The sequence below is a fragment of the Ferrimonas aestuarii genome (genome assembly GCF_005116665.1).
Lineage (GTDB): Bacteria > Pseudomonadota > Gammaproteobacteria > Enterobacterales > Shewanellaceae > Ferrimonas > Ferrimonas aestuarii.
On record NZ_SWCJ01000029.1, the window covers coordinates 1 to 15577 of the forward strand.

The 15577-nt window shown below is 54.0% G+C and carries 10 protein-coding genes, 2 tRNA genes and 1 rRNA gene; 9 read left to right on the forward strand and 4 right to left on the reverse strand.

Translation table 11 applies throughout. The annotated features are described in order from the left end of the window. Nucleotides 1–64: 64 nt before the first annotated feature. From rrf to FCL42_RS21080, 4 genes are all read left to right on the forward strand, one after another. Nucleotides 65–179: ribosomal RNA gene (rrf, locus tag FCL42_RS21065) — 5S ribosomal RNA — on the forward strand. A gap of 47 nt (nt 180–226) precedes the next feature. Beyond that, a tRNA-Thr gene (locus tag FCL42_RS21070) sits at nt 227–302 on the forward strand. 65 nt (nt 303–367) lie between these two features. Then, a tRNA-Thr gene (locus FCL42_RS21075) sits at nt 368–443 on the forward strand. A gap of 193 nt (nt 444–636) precedes the next feature. Next, nucleotides 637–1932, forward strand: coding sequence for a CinA family nicotinamide mononucleotide deamidase-related protein (locus FCL42_RS21080; RefSeq protein ID WP_136865397.1), 1296 nt, complete (start codon nt 637–639; stop codon nt 1930–1932). Here FCL42_RS21080 and FCL42_RS21085 read toward each other — a convergent pair. The 3 genes from FCL42_RS21085 to argE all read right to left on the reverse strand — a co-directional run bounded on the left by FCL42_RS21085 (nt 1929) and on the right by argE (nt 6441). Continuing rightward, nucleotides 1929–2480 (reverse strand): DUF1439 domain-containing protein, encoded by a 552-nt coding sequence (locus FCL42_RS21085; RefSeq protein WP_136865398.1) that lies wholly within the window; start codon nt 2478–2480, stop codon nt 1929–1931. The two genes, FCL42_RS21080 and FCL42_RS21085, sit on opposite strands and share 4 nt — an antisense overlap. Before the next feature lie 63 nt (nt 2481–2543). Next, entirely contained in the window at nt 2544–5186 is a 2643-nt protein-coding gene (ppc, locus tag FCL42_RS21090) for a phosphoenolpyruvate carboxylase (protein WP_136865399.1), read from the reverse strand. Between the two features lie 103 nt (nt 5187–5289). Further along, nucleotides 5290–6441: an acetylornithine deacetylase gene (argE, locus tag FCL42_RS21095; protein ID WP_136865400.1), complete on the reverse strand. Its 1152-nt coding sequence runs from the start codon at nt 6439–6441 to the stop codon at nt 5290–5292. A 225-nt stretch (nt 6442–6666) separates the two neighbouring features. Here argE and argC point away from each other — a divergent pair, with 225 nt between their 5' ends. From argC to argH, 5 genes are read left to right on the forward strand one after another with little or no spacing between them, the layout of a single operon-like run. Continuing rightward, a complete protein-coding gene (gene argC / locus FCL42_RS21100; protein WP_136865401.1) occupies nt 6667–7662 on the forward strand; it encodes an N-acetyl-gamma-glutamyl-phosphate reductase in 996 nt (331 codons plus the stop codon). After that, nucleotides 7659–8447, forward strand: a complete 789-nt coding sequence (gene argB, locus FCL42_RS21105; RefSeq protein WP_136865402.1) for an acetylglutamate kinase — start codon at nt 7659–7661, stop codon at nt 8445–8447. The genes argC and argB overlap by 4 nt, the downstream gene beginning before the upstream one ends. A 10-nt stretch (nt 8448–8457) precedes the next feature. Continuing rightward, nucleotides 8458–9363 (forward strand): ornithine carbamoyltransferase, encoded by a 906-nt coding sequence (locus tag FCL42_RS21110; RefSeq protein ID WP_136865403.1) that lies wholly within the window; start codon nt 8458–8460, stop codon nt 9361–9363. A gap of 24 nt (nt 9364–9387) precedes the next feature. Beyond that, the gene (locus FCL42_RS21115) at nt 9388–10596 is read left to right on the forward strand and encodes an argininosuccinate synthase (protein ID WP_136865404.1); all 1209 of its coding nucleotides are present in this window, start codon (nt 9388–9390) and stop codon (nt 10594–10596) included. A 1-nt stretch (nt 10597) separates the two neighbouring features. Next, nucleotides 10598–12484, forward strand: coding sequence for an argininosuccinate lyase (gene argH / locus FCL42_RS21120; RefSeq protein ID WP_136865405.1), 1887 nt, complete (start codon nt 10598–10600; stop codon nt 12482–12484). Between the two features lie 333 nt (nt 12485–12817). Here the strand turns inward: argH and FCL42_RS21125 are convergent, their stop codons facing one another. Then, complete coding sequence (locus tag FCL42_RS21125) at nt 12818–15451, reverse strand: penicillin-binding protein 1A (protein WP_136865406.1); 2634 nt, start codon at nt 15449–15451, stop codon at nt 12818–12820. Between the last annotated feature and the right edge of the window lie 126 nt (nt 15452–15577).

Genomic DNA, 15577 nt, shown 5'->3' on the forward strand with positions numbered 1-15577 from the left:
TTGGTCTAATTTGTTCCATACAAATTTAGACATTTCCTCCATCCTTGGAGGTCAACAATTTTTGTCTGACGACCATAGCGCTGTGGTCCCACCTGATCCCATGCCGAACTCAGAAGTGAAACGCAGTCGCGCCGATGGTAGTGTGGGAGTTCCCATGTGAGAGTAGGTCATCGTCAGACGCCAATTACGTTTTTACCTTAGCCGGTAGAGACAAAAAGTTTTGAGTGCTGATATAGCTCAGATGGTAGAGCGCACCCTTGGTAAGGGTGAGGTCCCCAGTTCGATTCTGGGTATTAGCACCACTTTTCGAATAACCTCAACCTAGTGTTGAGGTTTTTTCGTCTTAAAGACGGAAATTGGCCATTTTGCTGATATAGCTCAGTTGGTAGAGCGCACCCTTGGTAAGGGTGAGGTCCCCAGTTCGAATCTGGGTATTAGCACCATTTTTAAAGCCCCAGCCTTAACAGGTTGGGGCTTTTTCGTATCTGTCATTTCGTGTACTTATTGCTTTTCGTCATCGCCTTCTCTAATTTGGCTGATATCTGTTGGCCAAGTCATCTTCTTGTTTAGTAAAGCGATTGGTAACGCACCTTTACGAGTATAAGACAAGGTTGTTTGGGATTAAGGAAGACATTGATGAGAATCGAGATGATCTGTACCGGTGAAGAGGTACTGTCTGGGCAAATTGTAGATACTAATGCCGCTTGGGTTGCGAATACTCTGATGGAGCAAGGGTATGAGCTAAACCGTAAGATGACCGTAGGCGATCGCATGGACGATTTGGTTGATGCGTTTGTGCAGGCCTCAGAGCGAGCCGATATCATTATCGTCAATGGTGGTCTTGGCCCAACCGTCGATGACCTTAGTGCCGAGGCTGCGGCCAAAGCGTTAGGGGAGCCAGTGGTGATGTTTGATCAATGGCGAAAAGTGATGGAATCGATGTTTGCCGCTCGTGGACGAACCATGACGTCGAGTAACCTCAAGCAGGCAATGTTGCCAGCATCAGCGGTGGTGGTGGATAACCCAGTGGGTACCGCATGTGGTTTTAGGGTAAAGCTCAATGGCGCTTGGTTGTTCTTCACCCCTGGGGTGCCCCACGAACTGTTCCGTATGATTGAAGAGCAATTTCTACCATTTTTGCGGGATCTCAATCCGGAAGCTGGTGGACAGGTTCGAGTCCACAAGCTACTCACTCTGGGTCAAGCAGAGTCGGCAATGGCGAACGACATTGCTGACATCGATGTGCCCTGCCCTGAGGGGGTGTCCTTGGGCTATCGCGCCTCTATGCCTCATATTGAGGTAAAACTATTCTGTCGACAGTCAGTGAATCCCGACGCGTTTGAGCAATATTGTTCCGCGGTAAGGCAGGTGCTGGGTGATTCGTTGGTGGGCGAGAATCTGCCTACGATGGCGGCAATTGTGCACGAGCTTATGCTTGAGTCTGGCAAGTCATTGGCGCTCGCCGAGTCGTGTACAGGTGGCATGGTGGCCGAGCAGTTGGTGACGTTAGCTGGTAGCTCCGCTTATCTTGAAGGGTCTTTAGTAACCTACAGTAATCACGCTAAGCAGGTGTTGTGCGGAGTCAGTGAAACTACGCTGGCTGATTTTGGCGCCGTCTCCATGGAAACTACTAAAGAGATGGCGGAAGGTGCTCGCAGTCGGTTAGGTGCGGATTATGGCGTTAGTATTAGCGGTATCGCTGGGCCAACAGGCGGCAGCGAAGAGAAGCCGGTTGGGACCGTCTGTTTCAGCCTTAGCACAGCAAAAGGCACGGTGAGTCAGACCTTTGCATTCTCTAAAGGGGCTCAGCGGTCTCGCACTTTAGTTCGCAAGCTGTCTGCGGCTGTCGCTTTGGATATGCTACGACGACAACTGTTGGAACTGCATCCGGTTGCGAACTACCCATTCTTAACTCGAGTGTCTCAGGCTTAATCGGCGCTTAGATGAAATCGAATCTTGCCAGGCTCGACGGTTATCTCGCGGCCGAGTTTGGCAAGAATATCTTGCTTCCAATCATTCTGGTCTAAGGTATACACAGGTTGGCTGGAGAGAAACAGCTGCAGTGCACTAAGGCTTTGTTTTCCTAACTGCTCTAGGGGAACACCTAATTCTTTTGGTGAAGAATCTATGCTGACAATTTCGAGATCCCTCAAGTAGATCCCTTTATCTTCAGGTCGATACCAAGGAGTTGCGGCAATGGTGGCGGTTAACGTGGCCCTCAATGGTAGCAGCGGCGTTCGGATCACCAGCTCGGAATAGGTTGATACCTGCACCTTGTCGTTACCCCGACCAATACGAACCTTGATTTGATTTAGGTTGAGCTCAGTTTCTAGGAACTGTATGGGTGATTGTTGTTCGGTGATAGACAGCTTGTCGTCCAGATAGTCTTCGACCTCCGACTCACTCAAGGTGTAGCTGGTGGCGCAGCCTTGTAAAGTGAGTGCCGCGATCATCATCATTGCGAGCCAAAACCAACGCATGTTCACTCTCCAATACCTTTTGTTATGGCAAAAAAAGAGCGGGCTATGCCCGCTCAATCGCCATTAGCCTGTATTTCGCATGCCGGCCGCCACACCAGCGATGGAGATCATCAAGGCCTGCTTGATGTCATCCACTTCCTCTTTATGGCTACGGCAGCGCTTGAGCAGTTCTGCCTGAAGGAAGTTGAGCGGATCGATATAAGGGTGGCGTAATTCCACCGACTCTCGGTTCCAAGGCGTGTGCTCCATCAGGGTTTGCTCTTGAGTCAGTTTGAGTACGGTTTGGATGTCCTGCTCTAGCTGTTCTCGCAAGGTTTGTCCAAGGTGATGCAACTCTTGCGGCACCAGTACTCGGTCGTAATACGCTGCGAGATTCGGTTCGGCTTTGGCGTAAACCATCTCCAGCATCGATAACCGAGTTCGGAAGAATGGCCAGGATTGGAACATCTCAGTTAGTGTCGGCTGGGCACCATCGTTGATGGCCACTTGCAGCCCGGCACCGGCGCCTAGCCATGCTGGCAACATCAGACGGTTTTGGGTCCAAGCGAAGATCCACGGAATGGCGCGCAGTGATTCCACACCACCGTCGGCGCGGCGCTTAGCGGGTCGACTGCCCAGTGGCAGATCCGCGAGCTCCTGCTCAGGGGTTGCGGCACGGAAGTAGGGCACAAATTGCGGCTCTTCACGGACGATACCGCGATAGGCACTGACCGAGTGCTCGGCAATGCTGTCCATCAGATCTCGCCACTCTTGCTTCGGCTTAGGTGGCGGTAGAACCGTGGCTTCCAATACCGCTGAGGTATAGAGCGCTAAGCTCTGAACTGCCAGCTTTGGCAGGCCGAACTTAAAGCGGATCATCTCACCCTGCTCGGTAACGCGAAGTCGACCATCAACGGAGCCAGGAGGCTGAGACAAAATCGCCTCGTGGGCAGGGCCACCGCCTCGGCCGATGCTGCCACCGCGACCGTGGAACAGAGTCAGATCCACGTTGGCGGCCTTGCAGGCGTCAACTAAGGCTTCTTGGGCTCGGTATTGACCCCAAGAGGCCGCCATTACCCCGGCGTCTTTAGCTGAGTCGGAGTAACCGATCATCACCTGCTGCTTGCCTCGAATGTAACCGAGGTACCAATCGATGCTGAGCAGTTGTTCGATGCATTTGGGGCCGTTATCCAGATCGTCCAGTGTTTCAAACAGCGGCACGATTGGCATGGCAAACTGACAGCCACCCTCTTTGAGCAATAGCGCCACCGCCAGTACGTCTGATGGCAGGCTGGCCATGGAGATCACGTAGGAACCTAGGGCTTCCTGATGCTGTGAGGCGATCAGTTTGCAGGTGTCCAGAACCTCTTTGGTGTCGGCGGTAGGCTCCCAGCTGTTTGGCAGCAGTGGACGGCGGCTGCTGAGTTCACGCAGGAGGAAGGCTTGCTTCTCTTCCTCTTGCCAATGCTCGTAGTCGCCAAGTCCTAGGTAGCGGGTCACTTCGGCGATGGCACTTGAGTGGCGAGCGGCGTCTTGGCGAATGTCGAGGCGGGTGAGGCCGATGCCAAAGCAGTGCAAACGTCGGATGGTATCCAGCAGCAAGCCGTTGGCAATAAGGCGCATGCGATTGTCGAGCAAGCTGTTGTAGATAACCTCCAACGGCTCCAATAGATCTTGCTTAGAGGTCAGGCGTTGCCCATCGTCCAAGCGATACGCCTGCCCTGCCAAGCCAGCTTCCACCTCTTCTAGGTTGAGAGCCAACTTATCTCTGAGTTTTCGCAGTTCGACCCGGTAGGGCTCATCGGAGCCCTGGGTGCGGGCAGAAAGCTCATCACTGCACTCGGCCATCGACAGTTCACTGATGAGGGTGTTGATGTCATTGAGGTACAGAGTCAGTGCAGTTTGGCGGTTTTTTAGCAGCACACGGGCGCTGACCTTGGCGGTAACGTTAGGGTTGCCGTCGCGGTCGCCACCCATCCAGCTGGAGAATTTGACCGGAGCCACGTGATGGGGCAGCTGCAGCCCTGCGTGAGCTTCTAAGCGATCGTTTAACTGACGCAGGAAGTCAGGCACCGCTTGCCATAGGCTGTCTTCTACCACGGCCCAGCCCCAGCTGGCTTCATCTTCCGGGGTTGGGCGTTGGGTACGAATCTCATTGGTGTGCCAGATTTGAGCGATCAGCTGGCGCAGGCGCAAGTTTTGCTGGCGTTGTTCCTGCTCGCTGAGCTGCGGGTTTTCCAGTTCCGCTAGGCACTCGATGATGGCGCTGTATTTGGTGATCAGGGTACGGCGAGTCACCTCGGTTGGGTGTGCGGTGAGTACCAGATCGATCTCTAAACGCTCCAGCTCCGACAGCAACAGTTGAGGATCCATTTTGGCTTTGCCATTGATCAGGCCGCCAAACAGCAGGTCGACAGGATCGGGAACGCAGACTAACTCATCGCAGTTACGAGAGATGGTGTGGAACTGCTCTGCCAGATTAGTGAGGTTGAGGAACTGGTTGAAGGCTTTCGCAAAAGGAACCAACTCATGGTCATCAAGCTGATTCAACAGGGTGAGCATTTGGTCTCGGGCTCCCGGCTCTCGTTGTCGAGATGCCTTAGCCAATTGGCGGATGCTCTCTACTTTCTCCACAAAGCCGTCGCCTAGGTGGGTAGAGATGGTGTCGCCCAAAAGCTGGCCAAGCATATTCACATTGGCTTTCAGCGGAGCGTTGACGTCACTCATGAGTTCTCCTTTGCTGTTACTTCATTCGCAATTGCTTCAAAGTATCATGAATCTCCAGCGGCAGACAGAGACTCAATGAAACATTTATAGTGATATCAACTGCCTATAAGCACAGCTTATTTATGAATTGACTGAGTAATCGTGGCGTAGAGTTGAGGTACGCCATGTCGATGTATTCATCTGGCTGATGTGCCTGTTCAATGCTGCCCGGGCCTAGCACCAAGGTTTGGCATCCGAGTTGATTGATGTAGGGGGCTTCGGTGGCGTAATTCACCGCCTCCGTCGCTTGACCGCTGAGGGATTCGGCCACCTGGATCAGGGTGGACTCACCTTGATAAGCGAAAGGCTCAGCTCCGGGGTGCAGAGCGGTTATCTCGATGCAGTCCGGGTAGTGAGCCATAACCGGCGCCAAAGCCTGATGTAGGTGCCCCTCAAGGTCGCTCAAACTCATGCCCGGTAGGGGGCGCATATCCAGATTCAATTGACAGCAAGGGCAGATACGATTGACTGCGTCGCCACCTTCGATAGAACCCAGATTTAGGGTTGGGTAGGGCACGCTGAAATCAGATTGATGGTACTGCTTGGCCAAGCTCTGTTTTAGTCCCATCAGCTCACCAATTACCTCATGCATTACCTCGATGGCGTTGATGCCTTTGGTGGGATCCGAGGAGTGACCACTTTTGCCAGTAACGCGGATGCCGTGGGCGGCGTGGCCTTTGTGCATATGTATGGGCCTAAGGCCGGTTGGCTCTCCAATTAGGGCGTAATCCGGCGCAATGGGGCGATCTTTGGCGAACGCCTTAGCGCCAGCCATGGTGGTCTCTTCATCGGCTGTGGCCAATACCAATAGAGGCTTTTGTAATTTAGTGAGATCGAACTGCTGTACCGCTTCTAAGATCAGGGCAAAGAAGCCTTTCATGTCACAGGTGCCTAGGCCATACCAGCGATTATCTGCCTCGGTTAGCTTAAAGGGATCTTGCTGCCAACGGCCTTGGTCAAAGGGCACGGTGTCGGTGTGGCCAGCAAGCAGCAAACCTCCGGCAGTTTCTGGCCCAATACTGGCAAGCAGGTTGGCTTTATGAGGCTGGCCAGGCAATGGCAATACTTCACAGCGAAACCCCAAGGCCGAGAACCATCCATGGAGCAGGTCAATGACACCCAGATTACTCTGATCCCAGTCCGGCTCTAGCGCGCTGATAGAGGGCGTTGCGATCAACTGAGTAAAGCGACTTTTCAGTTCAGGAATTTTTTTCATGATTTTATATTCAAATTGATTGCATAATTAATTATCAGTGTTAGTCTATCAGGGTGACAGTAATTAGACGACAGTAAAAACCATGAAACTGACTGCTTTTTCAACACAATCCTGCCTCCGCCGACGACGATAATCCGGTCGTTGCTCTGCGCCCTCGGCGCACCTTGATCCTAGAGCCTGCTTTAGAGATCGCCCCTTCAATGCAGTATTACGGAGTTTTCTCCAATGACCAATATAGCCATTATTGGCGCTTCCGGGTACACGGGAGCCACCTTGGCTGAGTTGATTGCTCAGCAGCCAGGTCTGACGTTGTGCGGATTGTATGTTTCGGAAAACAGTGCAGATTCAGGAAAGCCTCTGTCCGAGCTCTATCCTAACCTGTTGGATAAAGTGTCGTTGCCTCTTAAGCCGCTGACCACCGAAGCGTTAGCCGCGCTATGCCAGCACGCCGACGGCGTGTGCTTGGCCACAGACCATCTGGTATCAGCGCAACTGGCTCCACAGTTGCTGGAGGCGGGGTTGTCGGTATTTGATCTGTCTGGCGGCCACCGCTTCAGCGACCCAGAGATCTACTCCAAATTCTACGGCTTCGAGCATCCAAGCCCTGAGTTACTGAGCCAAGCCCAATACGGGCTGAGTAACTGGTATGGCGCTGGGATCGCCAAGAGCAAATTGATTGCCGTTCCCGGCTGTTATCCGACGGCGTCTCTGCTGGCGCTAAAGCCCATTGCCGCTTTGCTTAACCCTCAAATGATGCCGGTAATCAATGCGGTCAGTGGCGTCAGTGGTGCCGGACGTAAAGCCAGTTTAACCAGCCACTTCTGCCAAGTGAGCCTGACCCCTTATGGGGTGCTTGGTCACCGCCATCTACCTGAAATTGAAACCCAGTTGGGGACAAAAGTGGTGTTCACTCCCCACCTTGGTAACTTTAAACGAGGCATCCTGGCCACCATTACGGTTCAGCTTGAAGCGGGCACTACTCCAGCTCAAGTTGAAGAGGCGTATCACTGCTATGACAACAGCAAAGTAAAGCTGCTACCTCAAGGGCACTGGCCTAAAGTTGACGATGTCGCCGGTAGCGATTGTGCCCTTATCGGCTGGAAGCTGGATAGTGAGCGCAACACACTAGTGGTGGCCTGTGCCATCGACAATTTGATGAAGGGGGCAGCAAGTCAAGCCCTTGAGTGCATAACAATTCATTTCGGCATGGAGGCAGCATGATAAAGCCCTTAGTGATTAAAGTTGGTGGTGCCCTGCTGGAGTCTGAATGCGGCATGGAGCGGTTGTTTGAGGTTTTGCTGCAGCTAAAACAGCAGGACTGGCAGCCGGTGCTCGTGCATGGCGGCGGCAATTTGGTGGAGCAACAGCTAAGCGCCAACGGCATGGCATCGACCAAACATCAGGGACTCAGAGTTACCCCTGAAGAGCAGATGCCCATTGTGGCTGGTGCCTTGGCGGGCATGGCCAACACGCAACTGGTGGCTGCGGCCAAAGCTCAGGGGCTGAGCGCCATTGGATTGAGCCTGATGGACGGTAACGCCACAACCGCAGAGGTACTTAACCCAGAGTTGGGGTGTGTGGGCAGCGTCGTCCCTTCCTCGCCGGAACTGCTTAATGCCCTGCTATCTCAAGGCTTAACCCCGGTGATCTGCTCCATTGCGGCCACAAACGAAGGCCAGCTGCTCAATGTGAATGCGGATCAGGCGGCCACGGCGATCTGCCAGCTACTGAAAGCGCCGTTGGTATTGCTGTCCGACGTTTCAGGGGTATTGGATGGCAAGGGCAAGCTGATTGAACAACTGACTTTAGAGCTGGCTCAACAGTTGATGGTCAGCGGCATTATTGAAGGTGGCATGAAGGTGAAAGTGGAAGCGGCGCAACAGGCTGCCGCAGCCATCGATAACACCGTCACCATCGCCAGCTGGCGGCACCCCGAACAGCTGATGGCATTGATTTCTGGTGAGGCGGCGGGAACTCAGATCCCTGCGCCGGTAAGTGCGATTTAGGGAGTAAATCATGGCAAACCTACTGACATTGAAAGATTGGAGCAGTACCGACATCCAACAGGTACTGCAGTTAGCGGCTCAGATGAAGGCCGATTACAGTGCCTTTGATCAAACCCTAAAGGGCAAAAGCATTGCCACCCTGTTTGAGAAACCGTCGCTGCGCACCCGAGTGAGCTTTGATGTGGGTATCAATAAGCTGGGCGGTCATTCCGTGTATCTGGATCAGCAGAACGGCGCTCTGGGTAAGCGGGAAGAGGTGAAAGACTTCGCCCAAAATCTATCTCGCTGGTGTGATGCCATTGTTGCTCGTGTATTTGACCACAACACCTTGATTGAGCTTGCTAAGCACGCAACGGTGCCGGTGGTGAACTCCCTATGTGACCTTTACCACCCCTGCCAGGCGTTGGCGGACATGCTGACATTGCAGGAGCAGTTTGGTGAGCTGAAAGGCAAAACTCTGGCTTACGTGGGCGATGGTAACAACGTTACCCATTCATTGATGTTTGCCTCGGCCAAGCTGGGGATGAACATGGTGGTGGTGTGCCCAGAAGGCCACTTCCCTGACGGCAAGATGGTGCTGGAAGCCAAAGCCATTGCCGAGCAGCAGGGGGCAACCTTGACGCTGTCTAGCGAGCTCGCAGCCTTGGAGGGCGCTCACGCCATCTATACCGATACTTGGATCTCCATGGGCGATGGCACCTCACTGGATGAGATCAAAGCTAAGTTCGCTCCCTATCAGGTGAACAGCGCCATGATGCAAAACAGCGGCGCACAATTTTTCCTTCATTGCCAACCAGCCTACCGCGGTGTCGAGGTTAGCGCTGAGGTGATGGATGCCTCTAACTCTTTGGCGATGGAGCAGGCGGAAAACCGCATGCATGCCCAGAACGCCGTTTTGAAAATTCTCGTTAAGTAGAACCTCATTCTAAAGGACATCGTTATGACTCAAATTAATAAAGTGGTTTTGGCCTACTCCGGCGGCCTAGATACCTCAGCCATCATTCCTTACCTCAAAGAGCAGTATGACTGTGAAGTGATCGCCTTTGTGGCCGATGTTGGTCAAGAAGCGGCGGAACTGGAAGGGGTTGAGGAGAAAGCCCTGGCCTCAGGTGCATCCAGCTGTTACGTGGTGGATCTGAAAGAGGAGTTCGTTGCCGACTACATCAACCCAATTCTGAAAACCGGTGCTCTGTACGAAGGTACCTATCTGTTGGGAACGGCGATGGCGCGTCCGATCATCGCCAAAGCTCAGGTTGAGTTGGCACTGAAACTGGGGGCCGATGCGGTGTCCCACGGCTGTACCGGTAAGGGTAACGATCAGGTGCGTTTTGAGTCCACCTATGCGGCGCTGGCACCTCAACTGCAGGTGATCGCCCCTTGGCGTGACTGGACCATGAAGTCCAGAACCGATCTGCTTAACTATCTGGCGAGCAAAAACATTCCAACCACGGCATCGGCAGAGAAGATCTACAGTCGTGACGCCAACTGTTGGCATATCTCCCACGAAGGTGGCGAGTTGGAAGATCCAAACTGCGAGCCTTCCGATCAGGTGTGGACTTGGACTGTCTCGCCAGAGCAGGCGCCGGAAACCCCGGATTACGTCACTCTTGGCTTTGAGCAGGGCGTACTGACCTCGGTAAATGAGCAGAGCTTTAGCCCCTATCAAGCGCTGCTGACCCTAAATGAGCTGGGTGCCAAACATGGTGTGGGCCGCATCGACATCGTGGAAAACCGCCTGGTGGGCATGAAGTCTCGTGGCTGTTACGAAACCCCAGGAGGCACCATCGTCAACGCGGCGCTGCGTGGCCTGGAAACTCTGGTTCTGGATAAGTCGGCGTTCAAATTGCGTGAGCAACTGGGCTTGGAGTTCTCCCATGTGCTCTACGACGGTCGCTGGTTTACTCCGGTATCCAAAGCTTTGTTGGCGGCGGCCACCAGTCTGGCGGAAACGCTTACTGGCACCATTGTGGTCAAGCTCTATAAGGGCCAAGCCGTGGTGGTGAAACGTGCTAGCGCTAATAGCCTGTACTCAGAAGCCTTCTCTACTTTCGAAGAGGACGAAGTGTACAACCAGAAGCACGCCGAAGGGTTCATTCGGTTGTTCTCCCTATCCAGCCGGATCGCCGCGCTGCACAAACAAGGATACTGATATGGCACTTTGGGGTGGGCGGTTCAGTGGTGCCGCAGATGACAGGTTTAAGTTGTTCAATGACTCGTTGCCTGTGGATTACCGCTTATTTCAGCAGGACATCACCGGCTCCATCGCCTGGGCCGGTGCCCTGAGTCAGGTTGGTGTGCTCAATGAGCTTGAGCATGGCCAACTGGTGCTGGCGCTGAATCAATTGTCGGAGGAGGTAACCGATGCCGACATTCTTGGTTCCGGTGCGGAAGACATTCACAGCTTTGTGGAGCAGCAACTGATTGCCAAAGTGGGCGATCTGGGTAAGAAGTTGCACACCGGTCGCTCCCGTAATGATCAGGTGGCCACGGATCTAAAACTGTGGTGCAAACATCGGGGACAGGAGCTGATCGAAGCGCTGGTGAAGGCACAGCATGAGCTGTTGGTGCTGGCGGAGCGGGAAGCGCAAACCGTGTTGCCCGGCTATACCCACCTGCAGCGGGCGCAGCCGATCACCTTCGGTCACTGGTGCTTGTGTTATGTGGAGATGCTGGAGCGGGATCTCACCCGGTTGCAGGATGCCATCAACCGCATGGATACCTGTCCTCTGGGCTCAGGTGCGCTGGCGGGGACCGCTTACCCAATTGATCGGGCTGAACTGGCACAGAAATTAGGCTTTCGCGGCCCCGTAACCAACAGCTTGGATGCGGTATCGGATCGGGATCATGTGGTGGAGCTGTGCAGCGCAGCGGCCACCTCGATGATGCACCTGTCGCGGCTGGCGGAAGACATGATCTTCTATAACAGCGGCGAAGCGGGCTTTATTGAGCTGTCTGATGCAGTGACTTCAGGCTCCTCCTTGATGCCACAGAAGAAAAACCCCGATGCCCTGGAGCTGATTCGGGGCAAGGCGGGCCGGGTGTATGGCTCATTAATGGGTATTTTGACCACCATGAAAGCCCTGCCAATGGCCTACAACAAGGACATGCAGGAGGACAAAGAGGGGCTGTTTGATGCGCTCGACTCCTGGCTAATGTGTCTGGATATGGTGACCTTGGTACTGGAAGGCGTTCAGGTGAACAAGCCTAGGATGTTGGCGGCGGCGCAGCAGGGCTATGCTAACGCCACTGAACTGGCGGACTACCTGGTTGCCAAAGGCATTCCGTTCCGGGAAGCCCACCACATTGTGGGTGAGGTGGTACTGGGTGCCATCGAACAGGGCAAAGCGCTGGAAGACTTCACTCTGCCAGAACTGCAGGTTTATAGCGACAGCATCGAATCGGACGTGTATCAGCATCTGACCATTGATGCCTGTTTGGCTAAGCGGGAAGCCTTGGGCGGTACCTCCATTAAGCAGGTCCAGCAAGCGCTGGCACTGCAAAACGTGGTGCAAACCGAGCTGCCGGAAGTGGAAGAGGCCTTGGGTGCCATCCATCAGCGTCTGAATGCCCACAAGGCGGAGATGCTGGAAGTGCGTCCGGCGCGGCTGTCGGATGTGGATGCCATCGCCAAGATCAACGACTACTGGGCGCAAAAGGGCGATACCCTGCCTCGCAGTCGAGATGCGCTGCTTCGGGACATTCTCGACTTCGTGGTCGCCGAGCAACAGGGCAAAGTGATCGGCTGTGCTTCGCTCTACATCTATGAAACTGGACTGGCGGAGATGCGCTCCGTTGGCGTAGATCCAGAGGTACATGGTCAGGGTCAAGGCAAAGCGTTGGTGGATTACATGCTGCAGCGGGCTCGAGATCTTGAGCTGGAGCGGGTGATCGTGCTGACTCGAGTGGCGCCATTCTTCACCAAGTGCGGCTTTAGTGGCATCGACAAAGAGACGTTGCCGGAGAAGGTGATGAAAGACTGCGAACTCTGTCCTCGCAAGCATGCCTGTGACGAAGTGGCGATGGAGTATCGGTTTTAATACCATCCCGTATAATTATCTAGCTATTCAGCTGAAATTAATCGGCTCTCAAGTAAGGCAGTAAGACGAAGTTCTAGTGGGTCTAAAGTAAGATTTACTAACACAGCATGAGAGCCGCTTAAACCAGCCCTTCGGGAAGCGCTCTCAAGCGCTGACTCTGCGTTACAGTTGTTTGAAAGGGGCCCACCATTCCTTCTCAACTGTGCCTTGATTCAACACTTGGGAGCGCTTCTGAATTGAGCAAATAATTATGCGCAATGGTATAACTCCACCCAAAATAGAAAAGCCGCACTCACTAAACGTCAGTGCGGCTTTTTTGTTGGGATGGCCGGGCTAGAACAGCTCGTCGCTCTCCTGCTCGTAGATAGGTTGCTCAACGGTGCCGCTGTCGGCGTATTCCGTTGGTTCGGTACCGGCAATGAAGTACTCAAACTTAGAACTGGAATCATTGCGCCGAGACAACTTACCACTCTTCAGGTCGATACGAGCAGTCACTAGGCCTTCAGGAAGTGGCAAAAGCTGCTTAGGCACCCCTTTCAGGGCCTCATTCATAAACTGGTTCCAGGCTGGCCCCGCGGTTTTTGCACCGGACTCTGCATTTACAATCTGATTTTGTGGCGCGTACTTGTTCCAAGACGTGCGGCCAAGCTGGCGGCTGTGATCATCAAAGCCAACCCAAGCGGTGGCAACAATGCCGGGACCGTAACCGCTGAACCAAGTGTCTCTGGATTCGTTGGTGGTACCGGTTTTGCCGCCGATGTCTTTGCGTTTAATCAGCTGAGCGGCTCGCCAAGCGGTGCCATTCCAGCCGGTGCCTTTACTCCAATCGCCGCCACCCCAGATGACGCTGCTCAGGGTGTCCTTAACGAGGAACGCCACTTGAGGAGAGATCACTGGTGGAGCAAGACGCTCTGCAGGCAATAAGCATTGCTGCTGCCAGTCTTTAGGAGCGGTTTCAGACGTTGGGTTGGCAAAAGCCATGGCATCGCCACCGACTTGCGCAAATTGCTCTGCAGACTGTTGGCTTTGCTTCTGCTGTCGTTTTTGAGCATCCAGCGCTTGCCAACACTCTAGGCAGGCGATTTTCGGCTCTGCTTGATAAACGATCTGGCCATAGCTGTTCTCAATGCGCTCGATAACATAAGGAGTGACGAGGAAACCACCGTTGGGGAAGGCGGCAAAGCCGTTCGCCACAGACATCGGCGTTGCCACTGCGCTGCCCAGTGCCAGGGATTCGTTTCGGGGGAGATCACCCTTATCAAAACCAAACTCCGTCAGCTTGCGGATGGCATTATCGATGCCGATATGGCGCAGGGTTCGAACGGACATCACGTTGACTGACTGGGCTAAGCCACGACGAACTCGAAGTGGCTCGGTATACACATCAGGGGAGTTTTTCGGGCGCCACACAATGCCCTGACGGCTGTCTGGTTCATTAATGGGGGCGTTGTCCACCAGCGTAGCTAGGGTGTAGTCACTTTCCAGAGCGGCCGAGTAGATAAACGGCTTGATGTTAGAGCCCAGTTGGCGCTTAGCCTGAGTGACTCGGTTGTACTGGCTTTGACCGAAGTTGTAACCGCCAACCAGAGACAACACCGCACCATCCTCGGGGTTGAGAGCCACAATGGCGCTGCTCACCTCGGGTACCTGAGCCAGCATCAACCGCTCGTTGGTTTGACGAACCCAAATGAGATTGCCCGGAGCCAGTACATCGGCGGCGGTGCTTGGCGCAGGCCCCTGACGGCTGTCGGTAATGAAAGGCCGGCCCCAGTTAAGGCCTTCCCAGCTAAGGGGAAGCAAGGTGCCGTCGGCCATCATGACTTGAGCGTCTTTGTCGTTAACCTGCATCACCACCGCAGGGCGAAGGTCTTGAATGGGCTTGATGCTGGCCAGTTTTTCCAGAATCTGAGCGTGCGACCAAGGCTCGGAGCTCAGTGGCTCCGCTGGAGCGTCACCGCTTGGGTCGATGGGGTTGATGCCCGCCTCAGCCTGCCACAAAACCTCCATCGGGCCACGGTAGCCGTGGCGCATGTCGTAGGCATACACGTTATCTCGCAGTGCCTGTTGAGCCAAGCGTTGAGTGTCGCTATTTACTGTGGTGTAGACCTGATAGCCCTCGGTGTAAGCGGGCTCTAATCCGTAGCGCTCCACCATAAAATCTCGGGCCATTTCCGCAATGTAGGGGGCATCAAGCTCAATCTCAGCGCCGTGATATTTGCCGGTGATCGGTTGAGCGTTGGCTTCATCGTGTTGCTGCTGGGTGATGGCACCCACATCGAGCATTCGTCCTAATACTACGCGGCGGCGACTTTCAGCACGCTGTGGGTTGCGAATTGGGTTGATGGTAGACGGAGCTTTTGGCAAGCCAGCGATCATTGCCAACTGGGCAAGGGTCAACTGGTTCAGATCTTTGCCGTAGTACACTTGAGCGGCGGCACCGACACCGTAAGCGCGGTTGCCGAGAAAGCTGCGATTTAGGTACAGCTCAAGAATCTGCTCTTTGGTAAGCAGTTGCTCAATCTTTAGCGCTAGAAAGATCTCTTTGATCTTACGGATATAGGTTTTTTCCCGAGAGAGGAAGAAGTTACGAGCCACCTGCATGGTGATGGTACTGGCACCTTGAGCCTTGCGTCCGGTGGTGATCAGCACCACGGCGGCACGGGCAACGCCGATAGGGTCCACACCTTTGTGCTCAAAAAAACGAGCATCTTCTGTGGCAAGGATGGCGTCGATCATCTGTTTGGGAACGTCTTCGTAGCGCACGGGAATGCGGCGTTTTTCACCAAACTGGGACATCAACTGTCCATCTTGGCTGTAGATGCGCATCGGCGTTTGCAACTGCACCGTTTTCAGGCTGTCGACATCCGGCAAGGTTGGCGCCACGTAAAGGTAAACCCCCCCTACTGCGGCAATGCCTAAAACAACGGACAGAATTAAAAACAGAACTATTCGCTTAAACCAGCTCACTCGCCACCTATGAAAGATTTGTTGTAGCCGCCCAGTATACCGAGTCGCCGGTCAATGCTCAAAAATCAACAGCGAAATATCAGGGGCATCAGGCGAGAAAATTTGCCTGTGCTAGTCTGATTATGC